Source organism: Aeromicrobium sp. WCS2018Hpa-31 (genome assembly GCF_031843905.1).
In the GTDB taxonomy this organism is placed as follows: Bacteria; Actinomycetota; Actinomycetes; order Propionibacteriales; family Nocardioidaceae; genus Aeromicrobium.
Genome location: NZ_JAVTJF010000010.1, coordinates 134120 through 152934 on the forward strand (window position 1 = coordinate 134120; position 18815 = coordinate 152934).

14 protein-coding genes are annotated in these 18815 nt (G+C 72.3%); 5 read left to right on the forward strand and 9 right to left on the reverse strand.

Translation table 11 applies throughout. From position 1 onward, the window contains the following. The 4 genes from betT to RQG84_RS14260 all read right to left on the reverse strand — a co-directional run bounded on the left by betT (position 1) and on the right by RQG84_RS14260 (position 7253). Complete coding sequence (gene betT, locus RQG84_RS14245; protein WP_311210531.1) at positions 1 to 2046, reverse strand: choline BCCT transporter BetT; 2046 nt, start codon at positions 2044 to 2046, stop codon at positions 1 to 3. Continuing rightward, positions 2043 to 3785, reverse strand: a complete 1743-nt coding sequence (gene betA / locus RQG84_RS14250; RefSeq protein WP_311210532.1) for a choline dehydrogenase — start codon at positions 3783 to 3785, stop codon at positions 2043 to 2045. The genes betT and betA overlap by 4 nt, the downstream gene beginning before the upstream one ends. Beyond that, the gene (locus RQG84_RS14255; RefSeq protein WP_311210533.1) at positions 3782 to 5317 is read right to left on the reverse strand and encodes an aldehyde dehydrogenase family protein; all 1536 of its coding nucleotides are present in this window, start codon (positions 5315 to 5317) and stop codon (positions 3782 to 3784) included. Before RQG84_RS14255 ends, betA begins: the two co-directional genes overlap by 4 nt. Before the next feature lie 112 nt (positions 5318 to 5429). After that, the gene (locus RQG84_RS14260; RefSeq protein ID WP_311210534.1) at positions 5430 to 7253 is read right to left on the reverse strand and encodes an NAD(P)/FAD-dependent oxidoreductase; all 1824 of its coding nucleotides are present in this window, start codon (positions 7251 to 7253) and stop codon (positions 5430 to 5432) included. Positions 7254 to 7367: 114 nt separating this feature from the next. Between RQG84_RS14260 and RQG84_RS14265 the strand changes: the two genes are divergently transcribed. The 3 genes from RQG84_RS14265 to RQG84_RS14275 all read left to right on the forward strand — a co-directional run bounded on the left by RQG84_RS14265 (position 7368) and on the right by RQG84_RS14275 (position 11248). After that, a complete protein-coding gene (locus RQG84_RS14265; protein ID WP_311210535.1) occupies positions 7368 to 8549 on the forward strand; it encodes a GAF domain-containing protein in 1182 nt (393 codons plus the stop codon). A gap of 88 nt (positions 8550 to 8637) precedes the next feature. Then, the gene (locus RQG84_RS14270) at positions 8638 to 9843 is read left to right on the forward strand and encodes a hypothetical protein (protein ID WP_311210536.1); all 1206 of its coding nucleotides are present in this window, start codon (positions 8638 to 8640) and stop codon (positions 9841 to 9843) included. Positions 9844 to 9916: 73 nt separating this feature from the next. Then, positions 9917 to 11248 carry a lipase family protein gene (locus RQG84_RS14275; protein ID WP_311210537.1) on the forward strand — a complete coding sequence of 444 codons (1332 nt, stop codon included), beginning with the start codon at positions 9917 to 9919 and terminating at the stop codon, positions 11246 to 11248. On the opposite strand, the gene RQG84_RS14280 is transcribed toward RQG84_RS14275, so the two are convergent. Beyond that, complete coding sequence (locus tag RQG84_RS14280; RefSeq protein WP_311210538.1) at positions 11245 to 11760, reverse strand: gluconokinase; 516 nt, start codon at positions 11758 to 11760, stop codon at positions 11245 to 11247. The genes RQG84_RS14275 and RQG84_RS14280 overlap by 4 nt on opposite strands. A gap of 32 nt (positions 11761 to 11792) precedes the next feature. On the opposite strand from RQG84_RS14280, the gene RQG84_RS14285 reads away from it, so the two are divergent. Next, positions 11793 to 12476: a FadR/GntR family transcriptional regulator gene (locus RQG84_RS14285; protein WP_055967765.1), complete on the forward strand. Its 684-nt coding sequence runs from the start codon at positions 11793 to 11795 to the stop codon at positions 12474 to 12476. A gap of 23 nt (positions 12477 to 12499) precedes the next feature. On the opposite strand, the gene RQG84_RS14290 is transcribed toward RQG84_RS14285, so the two are convergent. The 3 genes from RQG84_RS14290 to RQG84_RS14300 all read right to left on the reverse strand — a co-directional run bounded on the left by RQG84_RS14290 (position 12500) and on the right by RQG84_RS14300 (position 17096). Beyond that, positions 12500 to 13897 carry a gluconate:H+ symporter gene (locus tag RQG84_RS14290; RefSeq protein ID WP_311210539.1) on the reverse strand — a complete coding sequence of 466 codons (1398 nt, stop codon included), beginning with the start codon at positions 13895 to 13897 and terminating at the stop codon, positions 12500 to 12502. Positions 13898 to 14040: 143 nt separating this feature from the next. After that, a complete protein-coding gene (locus RQG84_RS14295) occupies positions 14041 to 16716 on the reverse strand; it encodes a DEAD/DEAH box helicase (protein WP_311210540.1) in 2676 nt (891 codons plus the stop codon). A 59-nt stretch (positions 16717 to 16775) separates the two neighbouring features. Next, complete coding sequence (locus RQG84_RS14300; protein WP_311210541.1) at positions 16776 to 17096, reverse strand: putative quinol monooxygenase; 321 nt, start codon at positions 17094 to 17096, stop codon at positions 16776 to 16778. Between the two features lie 99 nt (positions 17097 to 17195). Here RQG84_RS14300 and RQG84_RS14305 point away from each other — a divergent pair, with 99 nt between their 5' ends. After that, positions 17196 to 18329 carry a serine hydrolase gene (locus tag RQG84_RS14305; RefSeq protein ID WP_311210542.1) on the forward strand — a complete coding sequence of 378 codons (1134 nt, stop codon included), beginning with the start codon at positions 17196 to 17198 and terminating at the stop codon, positions 18327 to 18329. Positions 18330 to 18344: 15 nt separating this feature from the next. Here the strand turns inward: RQG84_RS14305 and RQG84_RS14310 are convergent, their stop codons facing one another. Next, positions 18345 to 18740 carry a co-chaperone YbbN gene (locus RQG84_RS14310; RefSeq protein ID WP_055967775.1) on the reverse strand — a complete coding sequence of 132 codons (396 nt, stop codon included), beginning with the start codon at positions 18738 to 18740 and terminating at the stop codon, positions 18345 to 18347. Between the last annotated feature and the right edge of the window lie 75 nt (positions 18741 to 18815).

The following is an 18815-nucleotide window of genomic DNA, read 5'->3' on the forward strand; positions in this document are numbered from 1 at the left end:
CTAGAGCGTGGTGCCGTCCTCGAGCCGCAGGAACTCCAGGTGTCCCTCGTAGGCGTCGAGCACGTCGTCGATCAGCTGACCGTGCGTGTAGTCCATGACGTCGTAGCCCTGCCCGCCGCGGCTCAGGTGGACCTCGAGGCGGGAGTAGCGGTCGTCGTCGCGCGGCATCAGGCTCCCGCTGTAGACCGGGATCGGCACCTCGCAGCGGATGACGCGGTAGCAGAACGGCTCGCCGTCGCCCACCGACGCGGTCAGCTCGACGCCCGGTCGGCCCTCGTCATCGGCGGTCGTGGCGACGGCGGCCTCGACGCCGGTCGACGCGAGCTCGCGAGCGACCTCCTCCAGCGCCGGGGTGACGGTGCGGACCAGGAAGTCGTCGGCCTTCGACGGGGTCGGGAAGCTCATGACCCGGCGCAGCCTCGCCTTCCAGTGCGGCGCCGAGGGGGCGGACCCCCCGCTGCGACCGGAGAGCGCGCCGGGCATCGAGCCCGCACGGGAGTCCTCGATCAGCGCCTCGACGCGCAGCGCGCGGTGGAGCCCGATCATCACGAGGATCATGACGAAGGCGAACGGCAGGCCCATGATGATCGTCGCGTACTGGAGTGCGAGGACCCCGCCGACGAGCAGGAGGGCGATGGTGAGCGCGCCGGTGACCGCGGCCCAGAAGATGCGCAGCCGACGCCCGCCGTCGGCGTGCGCGCCGGTCATCCTCGACGACAGGTTGGCCATCACGAGGGCGCCGGAGTCGGCCGAGGTCACGTAGAACAGCAGGCCGACGAACGTCGCGATCGAGGCGATGAGCGGGAACGCCGGGTACTCGGCCAGGAAGGTGTAGAAGCCCTGTTCGGGCGTGTTCATCGCCAGCTCCCCGAACGCGCGGTCGCCCTGGCGGATGAGGTCGATGGAGGAGTTCCCGAAGATCGAGACCCACATGAGGATGTACAGGAACGGGATGATCAGCGTGCCCGCCACGAACTGCCGGATGGTCCGGCCCCGCGAGATGCGCGCGAGGAACAGCCCCACGAACGCCGACCAGGCGATCCACCAGGCCCAGAAGAACAACGTCCAGTAGCTCATCCAGTCGCCGGTGTCCTCGTAGGCGAACGTCTGCATGGTCATGTCGGGGAACAGGCGCACGAAGTCGCCGACGTTCAGCACCAGCGCGTTGAGCAGGTACGCGGTCTTGCCGGTGACGAGGATCCAGGCGGCCAGCCCGATCGCGAGGAACACGTTCAGCTGCGAGAGCCGCTTGATGCCCTTGTCGACGCCGGAGACCGCCGACACGGTGGCTGCGCCGACCCCCACGATCACGATGCCGATCTGCACGGCCTTGTTCTGCGGCACGCCCATGAGCTGGTTCAGGCCGAAGTTCAGCTGCACCACCCCGATGCCGAGCGTGGTGGCGACGCCGAAGATCGTGCCCAGCACGGCCGCCGTGTCGACCGCGTCGCCCGCGTACCCGTCGACCCGCCGCCCGATCAGCGGGTAGAGCGCGGAGCGGATCGCGAGCGGGAGGTTCATGCGGTAGGCGAAGAAGCCGAGCGCGATGCCCATGAGGGCGTACATGCCCCAGCCGGTGATGCCGTAGTGGAAGAGGGTCCAGACCGTGGCCTCGCGCGCCGCCTCGACGGTCTCGGGCTGCCCGGACGGGGGAGCGAGGTACTGCGTGACCGGCTCGGCGACGGCGAAGAACATGAGGTCGGTGCCGATGCCGGCGGCGAACAGCATGGCCGCCCACGAGAAGGTGCTGAACTCCGGTCGCGAGTGCTCGGGCCCGAGCCGGGTGCGGCCGTGGCGGGAGACGCCGAGGTAGACGACGAACCCGAGGATGACCGTCGCCAGCAGGATGTAGTACCAGCCGAGCCACTCGGTGGTCCAGGTGACCACGCTGCCGAGGGTGGACTCCGCGTTCTCCGGGGCGATCACGCACCACAGGCTCACGGCGAGGGTGACGCCGGCGGCCGCGCCGAGCACCACCCAGTTCACCGGGGGAGACGCGTCCGGCCGGTTGTCCGTGCGCACGTCGTCGGTGGTGGGAGTGCTCATCGTCGGTCTCCTGCCGTGGGTGCCGCCACCGTGCCGGGGGCGGCGTCGTTGCGCGGGTCGCCCTCGGGCCACAGGGGCATCCCGGTCCCGTGACGGTAGAACGGCACGTCCTGGGGCGCCAGGGGTGTGTTCCCCGCGATGAGGTCGGCGGCCTTCTCGGCCACCATCATCACCGGCGCGTAGATGTTGCCGTTCGTGACGTACGGGAAGACCGACGCGTCGACGACCCGCAGCCCCTCGGTGCCGTGCACCCGCATGGTGGCGGGATCGACGACGCTGAGGTCGTCGGTGCCCATCTTGGCCGTGCACGAGGGGTGCAGGGCGGTCTCGGCGTCCTTGGCGACCCAGTCGAGGATCTCCTGGTCGGTCTCCACGGACGGGCCGGGGGAGATCTCGCCGGCGCTGAAGGCCGAGAACGCGGGCTGCTCGAGGATGTCGCGCGCGGCGCGGATCATCTCGATCCACTCGCGTCGGTCGTTCTCGGTCGACAGGTAGTTGAACCGCAGGGCTGGGTGCTCACGGGGATCGCGGCTCTTGATCTTGAGCGAGCCGCGCACGTCGGAGTACATGGGTCCGATGTGCACCTGGTACCCGTGCCCGCCGTGCTCCTCGCCACCCGCGGGCTTGGACCCGTCATACCGGATGGCGATGGGCAGGAAGTGGAACATCAGGTTCGGGTACTCGACCTGGTCGTTGCTGCGGACGAAGCCGCCGGCCTCGAAGTGGTTCGAGGCGCCGACGCCGCGGCGCAGGAACATCCACTCGGCGCCGATGCGCGGCTTGTGGCGGTGCTTGAGCCACGGCGCGATCGACACCGGCTGCTTGGAGGCGTGCTGGATGTAGACCTCGAGGTGGTCCTGCATGTTCTCGCCGACGCCGGGCAGGTCGACGACCGGGTCGATGCCCAGGGCGCGCAGCTCCTCGGCGTTGCCGATGCCGGCCAGCTGCAGCAGCTGGGGGGAGTTGAAGGCGCCGCCGCACAGGACGACCTCACCGGCCTGCACCGAGCGCTCGAGCCGTCCGCCGCGCACGTAGTCGACACCCGTCACGCGGTTCCCCTGCGTCCTCAGGCCCGTGACGAACGAGAGCGTGTGCACGGTCAGGTTCTTGCGGTGCTTGACCGGTGCCAGGTAGGCCTGGCTGGCGCTGAGTCGTCGTCCGCGGTGCACGTTGCGGTCGAACTTGGCGAAGCCCTCCTGGCGGTAGCCGTTCACGTCGTCGGTGAGGGGGTGGCCCGCCTGCTGGACGGCCTCGAAGAACGCCCCGAAGAGCGGGGACGTGGCGGGACCGCGCTCCAGCACGAGCGGACCGGAACCGCCGCGCCACGCGTCGGCACCGGCCATGCAGGTCTCCATGCGCTTGAAGTACGGCAGGCAGTGGGCGTAGTCCCAGTGCTCGAGGCCCGGTTCACCGGCCCACCGCTCGTAGTCGAGCGGGTTGCCGCGCTGGAAGATCATGCCGTTGATGCTCGACGAGCCGCCGAGGACCTTGCCGCGGGCGTGGAAGACGCGCCGGCCACCCATGTGGGGCTCGGGCTCGGACTCGTAGCGCCAGTCGTAGAGCGGGTTGCCGATCGGGTAAGGCAGGGCCGCAGGCATGTGGATGAACGGGTCCAGCTTGGTGTCGGGGCGCCCGGCCTCGAGCACCAGCACGCTCGTGGAGGGGTCGGCGCTCAGCCGGTTGGCCAGGGCGGAGCCGGCGGACCCGCCGCCGACGATGACGTAGTCGTAGCTCTTCACGCGTGCTCCTCGGTGCTGGGCTCGTCGGTGCTGGGCTCGTCGGGCGGGGCGCCGAACCAGCCGGTCGGCGCGGGACGGGTGTTGTGCCAGACGTGCTTGGACTCGCGGTACTCGTCGAGCCCGGCGAGCCCCAGCTCGCGGCCGATGCCGCTCTGCTTGAAGCCGCCCCACTCGGCCTGGGGCACGTAGGGGTGGTAGTCGTTGATCCAGATGGTGCCGTGCCGCAGACGCGAGGCGACGCGCTCGGCGCGACCGGCGTCCTGGGTCCACACGGCGCCGGCCAGCCCGTAGATCGTGTCGTTCGCGATCGAGACCGCGGCCTCCTCGAGGCCGTCGGCGTCGGCGCCGGTGAACCGTTCCACCGTGAGGACCGGCCCGAAGCTCTCGTCCTGCACGCAGGACATGTCGGCCGAGCACTCGTCGAGGATGGTGGGGAGGTAGTAGAAGCCGTCGGCGAGCGCGGCGTCGTCGGGTCGGGCTCCGCCGACGCGCAGCACCGCACCCTCCTCGATGCCGGCGGCCACGTAGGCCTCGACCTTCTCGCGGTGCGCGGCGCTGATGAGCGGACCGGTCTCGGCCTGCTCGTCGTCGGGCCCACCGAGCCGGATGCGGGCCGCACGCTCGACGAGCTCGTCGACGAACGCGTCGTGGATCGAGTCCTCGACGACGAGCCGGGTACCGGCGGAGCAGACCTGCCCAGAGTCCAGGAACACCGCGGTGAGGGCGTTGTCGATCGCCGCGTCCCAGTCGGCGTCGGCGAAGACGATGTTGGGGTTCTTGCCCCCGAGCTCGAGGGCGATCTTCTTCACGGTCGGGGCGGCGGACGCCATGATGCGACGGCCGGTGGCCAGCCCCCCGGTGAACGAGACGAGGTCGACCTCGCGCGGCTCGGTGAGGGCCGGGCCGACGCGGTCGCCCGCGCCGAGCACCAGGTTCGCGACACCGTCGGGCAGACCGAGGTCGGCCAAGGTGCGCACCAACCAGATCGCGGTCGAGGGGGTGAGCTCGCTCGGCTTGAGCACGAACGTGCAGCCGGCGGCCAGCGCAGGCGCGACCTTCCACGACGTCTGCAGCAGCGGGAAGTTCCACGGCGTGATGAGGGAGCACACGCCCACCGGCTCGTGGACGATCCGGCTCCTCACGGCCGGCATGCCGGCATCGACGACGCGGCCGGCGTCGGCCTGGGCCAGCCCGGCGAAGTGACGAAAGACGCCGATCACGTCGTCCATGTCGATGCGGGCCTCGACCATCCGCTTGCCGGTGTCGAGGGCCTCCAGGCGCGCGACGGTCTCCTTCTCGGCCTCGAGCCGGTCGGCGAGGCGGTGCAGGAGCGCGGCGCGCTCGGGGGAGGGCGTGCGGGGCCAGGGGCCGTCGTCGAACGCGGTGCGAGCAGCGGCGACGGCGTCGCGGGCGTCGTCGGCGGTCGCCTCGGCGACCGTGGTGACGTGGTGGCCGTCGGCGGGGCAGCGGATCTGGCGGGTCTCGCCGTCGCTCGCGTCGCGCCACCGGCCGTCGATGAACAGGGTGGTCACTCGGTTCCTCCTCGGTCGGGCAGTCCTTCGACCCAACCGGACCACGTAGAGCACGTCAAACCGCGGGTGCCGGCGCGGCGTCATCGGCCGGCGGCACCCGCGGTCCGGTCCGTCAGGCCGTGTGATGGACCTCCTGCAGCCCGTGGACGGGGGTCGGGATGCCCTCGTACCGGGCCTTCAGCTGCAGCGCCAGGTACAGCGAGTAGTGCCGCGACTGGTGCAGGTTGCCGCCATGCATCCACAGGTTCTCGACCTGGGTGGGCTTCCACATGTTGCGCTGCTCGCCCTCCCACGGACCGGGGTCCTTGGTCGTCTCCGATCCGAGGCCCCAGCACTTGCCGACGCGGGCTGCGGTGTCCTGGTCGACGATGTCGGCCACCCAGCCGTTCATCGAGCCGTAGCCCGTGGCGTAGACCACGAGGTCGGCCTCGAGCTCGGTGCCGTCGGCCAGGACCACGGACGTCTCGGTCAGGTGGTCCACCTGGCCGTGCGCGAGCTTCACCCGCCCGTCCGCGACGAGCTCGGCCGCGCCGACGTCGATGTAGTAGCCCGACCCGCGGCGCAGGTACTTCATGAACAGGCCGGAGCCGTCGTCGCCCCAGTCGTGGTCGAAGCCTGCGGACTCCAGCCGCTGGTAGAAGTCCGCGTCCCGCTCGGCCATCTGCTCGTACAGCGGGATCTGGAACTCGTGCATGATCCGGTAGGGCAGCGAGGCGAAGATCATGTCGGCCTTCTCCGTGGTGACGCCGGCCTCGACGGCACGCTCGGAGTAGAGATCGCCCAGGCCGATGTCCATGAGGGAGGCCGACTTCACGATGTGCGTGGAGGAGCGCTGCACCATCGTGACGTCCGCGTCGTTCTCCCACAGCGCCCCGCAGATGTCGAAGGCGGAGTTGTTCGAGCCGATCACCACGGCCTTCTTGCCCGAGTAGGCCTCCGGGCCGGGGTGCTGGCTGGAGTGCTGCTGCTCGCCGGCGAAGACGTCCTGGCCCGGCAGCTCCGGGACGTTGGCCTTGCCCGACATGCCGGTCGCGAACACCAGCTGGGTGGGCCGCAGCTCGATGGACTCGCCGTCGCGCTCGACCGTCACGCTCCACGTGCCGGCGGCCTCGTCGAACGTCGCCGACCGCACCGTGGAGCGCGACCAGTACGGCAGCTCCATGACCTTGGTGTACATCTCGAGCCAGTCGCCCACCTTGTCCTTGGGTGCGAACACCGGCCAGTTCTTCGGGAACGGCAGGTAGGGCAGGTGGTCGTACCAGACCGGGTCGTGCAGGCAGAGGCTCTTGTAGCGCGAGCGCCACTGGTCGCCCGGCCGGTCGTGGCGGTCCACCACGAGGGCCGGGACGCCGAGCTGGCGGAGCCGGGCGCCGAGCGCGATGCCGCCCTGCCCGCCGCCGATGACCAGCGCGTACGGCTGCGTGCCGTGCCCGAGGTCGGCCTCCTCGGCGTCCCGCTCCTCCTTCCAGGACGGCCTGCCCTTGGAGAGCTCGTGACTGACGCCCTGGGGTCGGGTCTCGCCCTGGTTCTCCTCGTGGCCCTTCAGCTCGCGCAGCGACGTGAGCAGCGTCCACGCCCCCTCGTCGGTGAGGCGCAGGTGCCCCTTGCCGCGGCCGACGCCGGTCTCGAACGCGATCCAGGCCTCCACGACGCCGTCGGCCTCGGTGGCCGGCTCTGTGAGCGTGAAGGCACTCGGATCGACGCGGTCGAGCACGTCGTCCAGCATCGACCTCACCCCGGCCGGGTCCTCCACGGTCGTGATGTTCCAGGTGAAGGAGACGAGGTCGCGCCAGAAGCTGGTCGGCGCGAAGAGTGACGCCGCCCGCGCGGTGTCGCGTGCGGTCAGGGCGTCCTCGAAGTCGCGCAGCCAGGTCTCGACGCGGGTCGAGGGGTCGGCGGGGTCGGTTGCGGTCGGCGGGTCCAGCAGCTCGGTCATGGTCTCTCCTCGGGTGTCCGTGGACCTGCAGGACACCGCCCCGCCGGGGGTCCCGGGAACCGTTGCACGATGTTGCAACGTGGCCGGGGTCACACTCGGGTCGGAGGTGGCGCCATGGCAGGCTTCGCGGCGGTCGGACCGGGGACCGACCTGGGTCGGCACGCGCAGGAGCTCGCCCGGGTCCGCGACGCCGTCCTCTCCGGGACGCGGTCGACGTCACCCCTGCGTCCCGTGGTCGCACGGTCGTGGGCCCGCACCCTGAGCGCCGGCGTGCGGCCCGACGTCGCCAACGCCCGCGACCCGCTGAAGGCCGGTGAGGTCGAGCGCCGACGTCGGGACTCGCGCCTGCGTCTCGTCGTGGAGGAGCTGGCCTCGGTGGTCGAGCCCGTCGCGGAGGCCTCGCACTTCCTGCTCGTGCTCACGGACGCCGACGGCGTGATCCTGTGGCGGCGCGGTGCTGCTGCGGTGCGTCGCCAGGCCGACGCGCTCGGCTTCGAGGAGGGAGCGCTCTGGACGGAGGAGGTGGTCGGCACCAACGCGATCGGCACCGCACTGGCGGAGCAGGCGCCGGTGCAGCTGTTCTCGGCCGAGCACTTCGAGCAGCACCAGCACCCGTGGTACTGCACGGCCTCGCCGATCCACGACCCGGTCACGGGAGACCTCCTCGGCGTGGTCGACGTGAGCGGTCCGGCGATGACCCTCCACCCGGCGGTCGTCGCGCTGGTCGGGACGGCGGTGCGCCTGGCCCAGCTGGAGCTGCGTCGTCAGCACGAGTCGAGCCTTGCCCGGCTGAGGGACGCGACCGAGCCGCTGCTCACGGCCGCGGCGGGACCCCACCTCCTGGTCGACGAGCACGGGTGGGTGGCCCGCGCCGTCGGTGTGCGGGCACCCGAACGGGTGGCCGCCCCGTGCGCCGGCCTGTCGCAGCGTGTGCTGGGCCTGGGTCTGTGCGTGCCCGAACGGCTGGGTGACGGGTGGGTGCTGCGGGCCCGGCCCGACGACGCCGTCGTGCGAGCCCGGCTGGTCGGCGGAGACCGTCCACTGCTGACGCTCGACCACGCGGGAGTGCCTTGGAGCGTGGGGCTCTCGGCCCGGCACGCGGAGGTGCTCCGGATCGTGGCGGCCGCCGGTCCCGCCGGCATCACCGCGGCGGGACTCGGCCGCGCGCTCTTCGGCGACGACGGCCACGAGGTCACCGCTCGCGCGGAGGTCTCGCGCCTTCGCCGTGTCGTCGGTGCGCTCGTGGAGTCCTCGCCCTACCGGCTGAGCGACGGGGTGGAGCTGCTGCACGGGTGAGGGGCGAGCGCGAGCAGGACCCCGCGCTCGTGTCGAGAATCGTTCCCGTTACTGTTCATGGGAATCGTTCTCGACTAGGGGAGTACCCATGCACCTGTTCCACCGATCCCGGCTGCGCGCGGCCGCCGTCGTGTCCGCCCTCGCCCTGGGCGCCGCCGCATGTGGCGGCGGGGGAGGCGACGACGACACCGCCGCCTCCGACGTCGGCCAGCAGCTCTCCGGCCCGCGCCTCGTCCTCACCACCGACGAGGGTCTGCTCGTGCTGGACCGCGACTCGCTCGAGCCCGTGGCCACGCTCCCGTCCGAGGGCTTCGTGCGGGTGAACCCGGCAGGCGACGACCGGCACGTGTTCGTGTCCACCACCGAGGGCTTCCAGCTGCTCGACACCGGGGTCGAGGTCGAGGCGCACGGCGACCACTCGCACTACGCCGTGGCCGGCAAGCCGCGCCTCGGGGAGACCTTCGAGGCGCCCGAGCCCGGTCACGTGACGGTCCACGACGGCACCACGCTGCTCTTCAGCGACGGCGCCGGCACCATCCAGGAGCTCGACACCGACGATCCGACCACCGTCGTGGACACCGTGGAGCTGCCGACTCCGCACCACGGTGTCGCCGTGAACCTGGACGGCGACCTCCTGCACACCGAGGGCACGGCCGACGAACGCTCGACCGTGGTGCTCCGTGGGGCCGACGGCACCGAGAAGGCCCGCACCGACGACTGCACGGGCGTGCACGGCGAGGCCACGGCTGCGGACGGCGTCGCCGTCGTCGGCTGCGAGGACGGGGTCGTGGTCGTGCGCGACGGCGAGATGACGAAGATCGACAGCCCGGACGCCTACGGCCGCATCGGCAACCAGGCCGGCAGCAGCAGCTCGCGCGTCGTGCTCGGCGACTACAAGGTCGACGCGGACGCCGAGCTCGAGCGCCCCGAGCGCATCAGCCTCGTCGACACCGAGTCCGACGAGATCCGCCTCGTCGACCTCGGGACCAGCTACTCGTTCCGGTCCCTTGGGCGCGGGGCGGCGGGCGAGGCACTCGTCCTCGGGACCGACGGTGCGCTGCACGTGCTCGACGCCGAGTCCGGGGACAGGCTCGACACGATCGACGTGCTCGAGCCGTGGCGCGAGCCGCTCGACTGGCAGAAGCCCCGTCCGACGCTGCACGTCGACGGTGACACCGCCTGGGTGACCGACCCGAGCACCAGGACGCTGCACGAGGTCGACGTCGCGTCGGGTGCCGTCGTCGACTCGGTGACGCTGCCCGCCGTGCCGAACGAGATCGTCTCGGCCGGCTGACGTCGGCGCAGACGTGGGGAGCGGTGGACGTCCGTACGACGCTCACCGCTCCCGGCGGACCCACCCTTGACGCGTGACGCGCGTCACTGTCACGCTCACCCTGCGCGTCCGAGGGTGTCGCGCGATGGGGGAGTCGCCGATGTCCACGTCCATGCCCACGTCCTCGCCCGAGGCCCGCACCGGATCGCCGCGTCCGCGCCGGTCACGGCGGCTCAGGACACGCCTGGCCCTCGCCGCCGCCGCGGCCCTCGCGGGTGGGCTGGTCGCCGCGCCGCCGGCGTCCGCAGCCGACTTCTACACCCCGCCGGCCTCGGTGTCGGGCGCGCCCGGCACGGTCGTGCGCAGCGAGCCGTCGCAGTTCTACCTCGACCCGTTGAAGCTGCTGAAGGCCCCGGCCGACGTCACCCGCGTCATGTACGTGAGCGGCAACGCCGACGGACCCACGGTGGTCACCGGCACGGTCCTGCAGCCGCGCACCCGCTGGATCGGACGAGGCGAGCGGCCGGTCGTGGCCTACGCCGTGGGCACCCAGGGCATGGCCGACCGCTGCGCGCCGTCCCGGCAGCTGGCAGCCGGCACCGAGTACGAGGGCGCCTTCATCAAGGGCCTGCTCGCGCGCGGCTACACGGTCGCGGTCACCGACTACGAGGGTCTCGGCACGCCCGGCGTCCACCCCTACGTCGACCCGAGGTCCTTGGGGCGCAACGTCCTCGACTCGGTCCGCGCCGCGCAGCGGCTCGGCATCGTCACCTCCACCGCACCGGTGCTGGTCTCCGGCTACTCCGAGGGCGGCAACGCGGCCGCGGGCGCGCTGGAGCTCGCGGCCGGGTACGCGCCGGAGCTGAGGCTCAAGGGCGGCTACGCCGGAGCGGTCCCCGCCGACCTCGCCCGGGTGGCTCCGAAGCTCGACGGCTCGCCGTACGCGGCGTTCCTCGGGTACGCCGTCGCGGCGCTCGACGACGCCGAGCCGCAGCTGGGCATCCGCGACCTGCTCAACGCGCGCGGCCAGGACTTCCTCGACCGCGTGCAGGACAGCTGCACCATCGACGGGGTCGCCTCGTTCGCCTTCACCCGCACGAGCGACCTCACGGTCGACGGTCGACCGATCTCGGCGTTCCTGAGCCGTCCGGACATCGCCGCGGCCCTGGCCGAGCGACGTCTCGGCTCGGCGCGGCCCACGGTGCCGAGCCTCGTCGCCCACTCCGGGCTGGACGACGTCGTCGACTACGCGCAGGGCCGCGACATGGCGCGCTCCTGGTGCTCCAAGGGCGCGAAGGTGCGGTTCCAGACCCTCGTGACGCCGACGCACGTCGGGGGAGCGGTCGCCGGGTTCCCGAACGCCTTCGCGTTCCTCGAGGGTCGGGTGGCCGGAACACCGTTCCTGTCCACGTGCGGGCTCTTCTAGCGAAGACCGCGCACGGCCTCGACGCCCCGGTCGACCACCAGGTCGAGCGGGGCGTCGACGTCGATGGCCGTGCCCAGCTCGTCGGGCTCCAGCGGCTCGAGCGTGTCGAGCTGGCTGCGCAGGAGGGTCGGGGGCATGAAGTGCTCCCGACGGCGCATCCGGGCGTCGAGCACGTCCACGTCGGCCACGAGGTGCAGGAACGCCACGGAGCCGGGCGGCTGGTCACCACGCAGCAGGTCGCGGTAGGTCCGCCGCAGCGCCGAGCAGCCGAGCACCGTGGGGATCCCACGTGCGGCGTGGTCGGCGAGGATGCCCGCCAGCTCCTTGAGCCACGGCCGCCGGTCGTCGTCCGTGAGGGGCGTGCCCGCCGACATCTTCGCGATGTTGGCGGCCGGGTGGTGGGCGTCGCCCTCGACGTAGGTCATGGAGAGTCGGTCCGCGACGCGGCTGCCCACCTCGCTCTTGCCGGTGCCGGAGACCCCCATCACGACCACCTGCAGTGCGCCGGTCATCGAGCTCCCTCCCACGCTCTAGAGTCAGCGCCATGGTGACGGCACACTCCGAGGTCCTGGCCGACCTGGGTCCGCGCGTCGTCGACGGCCGCCTGGCGCCCGGTGAGTCCCTGACCCTCGACTCGATCAGTGCCGACTACGCGGTCTCGCGCACCGTGGCCCGCGAGGTCGTGCAGGTGCTGGCGTCGATGGGCCTGGTGGAGAGCCGGCGTCGGACCGGGGTGACCGTGCTCCCGGAGGACCGTTGGGACCACTACGCGCCCGCGGTGCTCCGCTGGCGGCTGGCGGGACCGGGACGTGCCCACCTCCTGCGCCAGCTGTCGCAGCTGCGCGCGGCCGTGGAGCCGCCGAGCGCCGAGCTCGCCGCGCACCACGCCTCCGACGAGGTGCGGTCGCAGCTGCTCGACCTGGCCGACGACCTCGAGCGCACCGGCGCCGGCGGCGATCTCCGGTCGTTCCTCGAGCTCGACGTGACGTTCCACCGTCTGCTGCTCCAGGCGTCCGGCAACGTGATGTTCCAGGCGCTCGGGGGCGTGGTCGAGGAGGTGCTCCGCGGGCGGACCGACCACCACCTCATGCCGTCCGAGCCCAAGCCCGAGGCGCGTCGCCTGCACGCGGCCGTCGCGCGTGCCGTCGCCGAGCGTGACGGCGAGGCGGCCCGATCGGCCATGCACGCGATCTGCGCCGAGGTCGTCGCCCAGATGCGCGACGACTGACCGCAGGTCGCTGTCGGGCGTGGTCATCCGACGAGGGGGTAGAGGGCCGCGGCGACCGCGAAGGCCGACACGCCCAGCGTCGTCTCCATCACCGTCCACGTGCGCAGCGTCGTCTTCTCGTCCATGCCGAGGAAGCGACTGACGAGCCAGAAGCCGGAGTCGTTCACGTGCGAGAGCACGGTCGCCCCGGCCGCGACGGCGGTGACGAGCAGCGCGATCTGCAGGTCCGACAGGTCGACGGTCTGGCCGGCGATGAGTCCCGAGGCCGTGGTGAGGGCGACCGTCGCCGAGCCCTGCGCCACCCGCAGGGCGGTGGCGAGCAGGAAGGCCTGGAGCAGCAGCGGGACGCCGAGGTCGCCGAGGGACTCGGTGAGGGCGTCGCCGATGCCGCTGGTGCGCAGCACGCCGCCGAACATGCCGCCGGCTCCCGTGATCAGGATGACCGAGCACACCGGACCCAGCGACTGGTCGAGGAGCTGTCCGGTCTCGGCGAGGCTGCGGTCTCGGCGGCCGAGCGTCACGATCGCCACGAGCAGGGTCAGCAGCAGCGCGACGGGAGTGTTGCCCAGCAGCACCAACGTCTCCACGACCCGGTTGCCCTCGGCGATGGTGCCGTTCGTGACCAGGGTCGTGAGGACGGTGTTGAGCCCGATGAGGACGAGGGGCACGAGCAGGATCGACAGCACGAGCCCGAACGCCGGCGGGGTCACGGCGTCGCGCCCCGTGCCGTCGCGCCCCGTGCCGTCGCGCTGCTCACCGAGCAGCAGGGTCGGCACGTCGACGTGCACCCGAGCGCCGATGTAGCGCGAGAAGAGGTAGACGCCGACGTACCAGGCCACGATCGCGATCGGCAGGTTCACGAGCAGCACGACGCCGAGGTCTCCGCCCATGACGGTGCCCGCCGCGACGGGTCCGGGGTGCGGTGGGAGGAAGGCGTGGGTGGCGGCGAAGGCGCCCGCGGCGGGCAGGCCGTAGAGCAGGACGGAGCCGCCGAAGCGACGCGCGACCGTGAGGATGATCGGGAGGAACACGACGAGGCCGGCGTCGAAGAAGATCGGCAGGCCGAAGAGGAACGCGGCGACGCCGAGCGCGAAGGGTGCCCTCGCCTCGCCGAAGCGCCCGACCAGGGTGTCGGCGAGCACCTGGGCACCTCCGGACGCCTCGAGCAACCTGCCGATCATCACGCCGAAGCCGACCAGCAGGGCGACGGAGGCGAGCGTGGAGCCGAAGCCCGAGGTGAGCGCGAGAGGTACGTCGGCCAGCGGGATGCCGGCGGCCACGGCCGTCAGAAGGCTGACGAGCACGAGCGCGATGAACGCGTGCAGGCGCACGACGATGATGAGCACGAGGAGCACGGCGACCGCGACGGCCGCGATGAGCAGCAGGACGCCGGTGCTGTGCACGGGGGTGATGGGATCCATGAGGGTCTCCGAGGTCGGGAGCGGGGCGACCGGCGTGAGCCAGGTCACCCGAGTGTGCCGCAATGGTAGTACCAATGCAACGTCTCGGCCTCCACGCGCTCCGTCGCAGGCCCGTCCGTGGGACGAGGCTGGTGCTGCCGCCCTCAGCGGCGCAGGCGGACCAGGTCCCCGAGCTCGGCGTCCGTCAGCTCCGTGAGCGCGCCCTCGCCGGCGTTCACCACGGCGTCGGCCAGGGCCCGCTTGGAGGCGATGAGCTCGGCCACCGACTCCTCGATGGTTCCCTCGGCGATGATCCGGTGCACCTGGACCGGCTTGGTCTGGCCGATGCGGTGCGCGCGGTCCGTGGCCTGGTCCTCGACGGCGGGGTTCCACCAGCGGTCGTAGTGGATCACGTGGTCGGCCCGCGTGAGGTTGAGCCCGGTGCCGCCGGCCTTGAGCGACAGCACGAAGACCGGCACCTCGCCCGCCTGGAAGCGGGTGACCATCTGCTCGCGGACCGGGACCGGGGTGCCGCCGTGCAGGAACTGCGCGTCGATCCGACGTTCGGCGAGGTGTCGGGTGAGCAGGTGACCCATCTGGGCGTACTGCGTGAACAGCAGGACCGCGCCGTCCTCGGCGATGATCTCGTCGACCAGCTCGTCGAGCATCTCCAGCTTTCCGGAGCGGCCCGCGAGCGTGCTCCTCGGCTCGCGCAGCAGCTGGGCCGGGTGGTTGCACACCTGCTTGAGCTGGGTCAGCAGCCGCACGACCAGCCCGCGACGCTGCATGCCGTCGCTCGCCTCGATCTGCGCCATGGCCTCGCGGACGATCGCCTCGTAGAGCCCGACCTGCTCGCGGGTCAGGTGCACCCGGTAGTCCGTCTCGGTCTTCGGCGGGAGCTCGGGGGCGATGCCGGGATCGCTCTTGCGGCGCCGCAGCACGAAGGGACGCACGAGCCTGGACAGCTCGCCCGCGCGGTCGCGGTCCTGCCCTCGCTCGATGGGCCGCGACCAGCGACGACGGAACTCCTCGAGCCCGCCCAGCAGCCCTGGCGTGGTCCAGTCGAGGATCGACCAGAGCTCGGTCAGCCCGTTCTCGACCGGGGTGCCCGTGAGAGCCAGGCGCACGGGTGAGGGGATCGCTCGCAGGGCCTTCGCGCCGGCCGAGCGCTGGTTCTTGACGTACTGGGCCTCGTCGGCGACCACGACGCCCCAGCCGCGCTCGAACGTGGCCAGCAGGCGGGCGTCGCGTCGCAGGGTGGCGTAGGTGGTGACCACGAAGCCGTTCTCCACGCCGTCGAGGCTGCGTCCGGCGCCGTGGTGCCGGCGGACCTCGACGCCGGGGGCGAAGCGTCGGATCTCGCGCTCCCAGTTGCCCACGACGGACGCCGGGCAGATGACGAGGGTGGGGGCGGGCTCGTCGCCGGCCTCGCGGGCGAGGTCCTCCAGGTGCAGGTGCAGCGCGATGAGCATGACCGTCTTGCCCAGGCCCATGTCGTCGGCGAGGATGCCGCCGAGCCCGAGGTCGACCAGCTGGGCCATCCACCGCAGCCCGTCGCGCTGGTACTCGCGCAGGGTTCCTGCGAGCCGGGGCGACGGCTCGACCGGGTCGCGCGACCCCTGGTGGGCGAGGCGCTGACGCACGTCGTCCAGCCAGCCCTCGGTGTCGACCTGGGTGCGGACGTCGTCGACCTCGACCTCGCCCGTGACCGCGGCCCGCAGTGCCTCCAGTGCCGTGATCTCCTGGCTGCGGTGCTCGAGCATCGCCCGGGTGCGGGCGGGGTCGACGAGGACCCAGCGGTCGCGGAGCTGGACGAGCCCGTGCTGGGACTCGGCCAGCAGGTCGAGCTCGGCGGAGGTCAGCGTCTCGTCCCCGAGGGCGAGGTTCCAGTCGAAGCGGAAGACCTGCGCCCGGGCGAACGCCCGCGGGCGGTCGTGAGGCATCGCCTCACCGACGCGGCGCACGGTGGGGCGGGCGTCGAGCTCGCGCACGAGGCCGTCCGGCCAGAGCACCTCCATGCGGTAGGCGCGCAGCAGGCTCGAGACAGGGGTGCGTCCGAGCTCGCCGATCTCGGCCGCGGTCACGGGGACGGAGCCGGTGTCCAGACGGCCGAGCAGGCGCGTGAGGGCCGGCCACGCCGCGGCCGCCGTGGTGATCAGGGTGCGCACGCCGGGACGGGACCCCGGTCCGAAGTGGTGGTCCTCCTTGCGCCAGATCTCGGCCACGTCGACCGCGGCCCAGGCGGCGTCGAGCGGCTTGACCCGCAGTCGCACGTCCGCGACGGGTCGATCGGGATCGTCGGAGTCCTCCGCCGCACGGAAGGTCACGACGAGCTGGCCGCTGAAGTGGCGCGGCCGCACGGGCGCGCGCTCCACCAGGGGCGGAGGTGCGACGCCGTCGCGCGAGGTCGTCGAGGCCGAGCTCCCGGGGCGTCCGGGAGTGCCGGCACCGAGATCCTGCGGCTGGGTCGCGACGGCGGGCGCATCGACCGCCAGGGCGGACAGGAAGCCCCGCACCTTGGCCTGCGCCGAGGCCGGGTCGGGGCCGATCGCGCGGGCTGCCTCCTGCAGCTGGGAGGCCGCGGTCGAGTCGGGAGCGGCCAGCCGGCCGGAGGCCATCAGACGCAGGGCGAGGATGGCCGGCGTGGCCCAGGCGCGCACCGAGGCGTCCGCGTTCATGGTCCGGATGCCTTGACTGAGCGCGCCGATGGCCTCGGTCGCCGTGACCCGCTGCTCGCCGTCCGGAGCCCGGAACACGAAGCGCGAGTCGGCCGGGTCCTCGGCGACCTCGAAGTCGACCGGATGCCTCAGCAGCAGCCTGAGGTCGGTGGTCGTGGGCATCCGACCATTGTCCCTCACGGTCCCAGCGCGTCGTGCAGGGCGTCCATGGGACCGTCGGGTCAGTCGATCTGCAGCTCTCCCATCGGTCCCCATCCGTCGACCGGGACCTGGTGGCTGATGATCTGGGGCGTCGAGACCAGCAGGGGGCGCATGGCCTCCAGGCCGGCCGCGAAGTGGTCGCTCGACACGTGCGCCTCGGCGGCGTCGTCCTCGAACCCCTCGACCAGCACGTAGGTGTGCTCGTCCTCGAGGCTGCGGGACCACTCGAAGAAGAGGTTCCCCGGCTCGGCGCGCGTGGCCTCGGTGAACGGTCCGACCGCCTCGGGGAACGTCTCGGCGTGCTCGGGTCGCACGGCGAACTTCACGACGATGAGGATCATGGGATTCCTTTCGGAGGAGGTGGGTCCGGACCGACCCTAGGTCGCGTCGGCGAGGTCCGCAGCCTGCGCACTCCCTGCGTGCGGTGAGACAGTGGTCGGGTGCGCGCTGCCCTCGTCCTGCTCTCGTTGCTCGCGCTCGCGGGTGCCTGCACGACCGCGCCCGGCGACGACGACCGCCCGAGCGGGGGCACCTTGGGTGGCTCGCTGCCCACCCTCGCGCCGCCCCCCGAGGTCTGGCCCGCGGTGGAGTGGGATCGCGACGAGGCCGGCCGGTGGGACGAGCTCGACGCCGCGGCGGCAGCGACCGGCAGCACCTGCGTCGCCGTGGTCGAGGACGGCACGCTCGTCCACCGGTGGACGGCGCCTGGCGCGACGGCGCGCACCGCTGGTCCGGTCTACTCGGTCACCAAGTCCGTCACGGCCCTGCTCGTCGGCATCGCCGTCGACGACGGGCTCCTCTCGCTCGACGACCGGGTGGCCGAGCACGTCCCGCAGTGGCAGGACGGGCCGTCGGCCGACGTGACGGTCGAGCAGCTGCTGTCCATGACGTCGGGTCGGCGATGGAGCTACGACGTCGACTACGGGCGGATGATCCGTCGCGAGCCCGACAAGACGGCGTTCTCGCTCGGTGTGGGGCAGGAGCACCCGCCCGGTGAGCACTGGGAGTACGACAACATGGCCGTCCAGGTGCTGGCGGCGGTCCTGTCCTCGGCGACGGGTGGCGACGTCGAGGGCTTCGCGCGGGAGCGACTGCTCGACCCGCTCGGGCTGCGTGACACGACGTGGGACCGCGACCCGTCGGGCGCCACCACCACGTACTCCGGCATCCGCTCGTCCTGCGACGACCTGGCGCGGATCGGCCTGCTCGTGGCCCGTGACGGCCGCTGGGACGGCGGACGGATCGTCTCGGCCGACCTGGTGCAGCGGCTGACGGGCACGTCCTCCAGCGACCTGAACGCCGCGTACGGCGGCCTGTGGTGGATCAACGCCGAGGGCCGGGTGCAGACCATCGAGCGGGCCGCCGGCTTCGGCGCCGACCGACCGCCCACCACGGGCCGCCTGGCGCCGGACGTGCCGGCCGACGCCCGCTGGGCGATCGGCTACGGCAACCAGGTCCTGGCCGTGGTGCCCTCGCGCGACGTCGTCGCGGTGCGCATCGGCGCCCGCCCGTCCTCGCCGGACGACCTCGGTGCCGCCGACCTCACGTCGCGGGTGCTGGCCGGGCTCGCGTGACCGGCCGGACGGGACTCAGTCCCGCAGCTCCTCGGGGACCTCGGGCTCCGCGGCCTGCGCCTCGGCGACCTGGCGGTGCACGTCGTCCATGTCGAGGTCGCGCACGGCCTGGATCACCTGGTCCAGCGCGGGCGCCGGCAGTGCGCCGGGCTGGCTGAACACGAGGACGCCGTCGCGGAACGCCATGAGCGTGGGGATCGACGTGATGCCGGCGGCACCGGCCAGCTCCTGCTCGGCCTCCGTGTCGATCTTGCCGAACGTGACGTCGGGGTGCTGGTCGCTGGCGGCGTCGTAGACGGGAGCGAACTGGCGGCACGGGCCACACCAGGAGGCCCACCAGTCCACGAGGGTGATGCCGTCGGTCGTGACGGTCTCCTCGAAGCTCTTGGCGGTGAGGTCGACGGTCGGCATGGTGATCCTCTCGAAGGGTGCGGTACGTCGTCGTCAACGCCCGTCCCCGGGACGACATTCCCTGTGATCCTCGTC